At 71.5% G+C, this 1,376-nt stretch carries 3 protein-coding genes; 1 reads left to right on the top strand and 2 read right to left on the bottom strand.

Annotation, left to right across the window (positions count from 1 at the left end):
• Positions 1-75: 75 nt before the first annotated feature.
• A complete protein-coding gene (locus Mterra_RS21285; RefSeq protein ID WP_176582571.1) occupies positions 76-297 on the top strand; it encodes a hypothetical protein in 222 nt (73 codons plus the stop codon).
• 148 nt (positions 298-445) lie between these two features.
• Here the strand turns inward: Mterra_RS21285 and Mterra_RS21280 are convergent, their stop codons facing one another.
• Both Mterra_RS21280 and Mterra_RS21275 read right to left on the bottom strand, forming a co-directional pair.
• Complete coding sequence (locus Mterra_RS21280) at positions 446-814, bottom strand: acyl-CoA thioesterase (protein WP_119316877.1); 369 nt, start codon at positions 812-814, stop codon at positions 446-448.
• A 10-nt stretch (positions 815-824) separates the two neighbouring features.
• The coding region (locus Mterra_RS21275; protein ID WP_147373044.1) for a zinc-binding dehydrogenase at positions 825-1,376 on the bottom strand (552 nt) is incomplete at its 5' end.

Here is a 1,376-nt window from a genome sequence, read left to right as displayed (position 1 = left end):
GACGCGGAGGGCAGGCCGACGCCGGTGGACCCGGTGGAGTGAGGCGGGTCGATAGCCGGTAGCCGGGCGCGGGTCGTGTGTTTTAGGTCCTTCCGCGACCTCTTCCGCTGCCGCCCGGCCCCGCAGGTGCTCAAGTTCCTCGACGAGTCCACCACGCTGCTCGAGGAACTCCCCGTCCTCTTCAGCATGAACGTCCCCGCCTTCACCCTGGCCGCACTGGACGTGCTGGCGTCGGCCGTCAGCCGCCAGCTTTCGGCCCTCAGCGCTCAGCGGTCAGCGCTCAGCCGTAAGCGGTAAGTGGAAGGCTCGAGGCGTGTGGCTCGTGGTGGACCCTCCCCGCCGGCGCCGAGGGCCGAGGCGTTTTGCGTCTCGCGTACGACGTAGGACGTAGGACGTACGACCTAAAACACACGACCCGCGCCCGGCTACCGGCTATCGACCCGCCTCACTCCACCGGGTCCACCGGCGTCGGCCTGCCCTCCGCGTCGATCGCCACGTAGGTCAGGTTGCCCCGCGTCGCCAGCACCTTGGCCTCCTTGAGGTTTTCCCGGTACACCTCGACCTCCACCGTGATCGAGGTGCGGCCCACCCGCACCACCTTCGCCACGACCTCGAGCAGATCCCCCACCTTGATGGGCACCTCGAAGACCACCTCGCCCACCCGCACCGTCACGCAGCGCTTGCGGGCGCGCCGGATCGCGGCGTAGGAGCCCACCTTGTCCATCAGGCCCAGCACGAAGCCGCCGAAGGCGTTGCCGCCGGGGTTGGCGTGTTCGGGGAAGACCAGCTCGAGGGTTCGCGTCTGCGTTTCCACGAGCCCGATTCTACGGGGTGAGCACCACCTTCCCGCTGCTGTGGCGGCCGGTGACGTAGGCGAAGGCCTCGGCGGCGTTCTCGAGCGCGAAGACCTTGCCCACCACCGGGCGCACCGCGCCCGAGGCCAGCAGGGGGCTGAGGAAGGCGGTGGCCTCCTGCAGGGCCTGGGGGTCGGCCAGGAAGGGGGTGAGCCACACGCCCATCACGCTCTGGTTGCGCTTCATCAGGCTCACCGGCTGCATCTGGGCCAGCTCGCGGCTGGCCGAGCCCACCACCAGCAGGCGGCCCCGGTAGGCCAGCATCTGGAGGCTCTGGGCGAAACCCGCCCCGCCCACCACCTCCACCAGCACGTCCACCCCGTGCCCCCCGGTGGCCTCCCGCACGGCCTCGAGCAGGTCCGGCCGGCTGCCCAGCAAGGTCACCTCGGCGCCCAGGCGGCGGGCGAGCTCGAGCTTGGCCTCGCTCGAGGCGGTGGCGACGACCCGCAGGCCCAGCGCCCGCGCGACCTGGACCGTCGCCGTGCCCAGCGCGCCCCCGGCGGCCTGCACCAGCACCCACTC

It is taken from the genome of Calidithermus terrae (assembly GCF_003574345.1).
Taxonomy (GTDB): Bacteria; Deinococcota; Deinococci; order Deinococcales; family Thermaceae; genus Calidithermus; species Calidithermus chliarophilus.
This window is presented reverse-complemented; position numbering and strand designations above follow the sequence as displayed.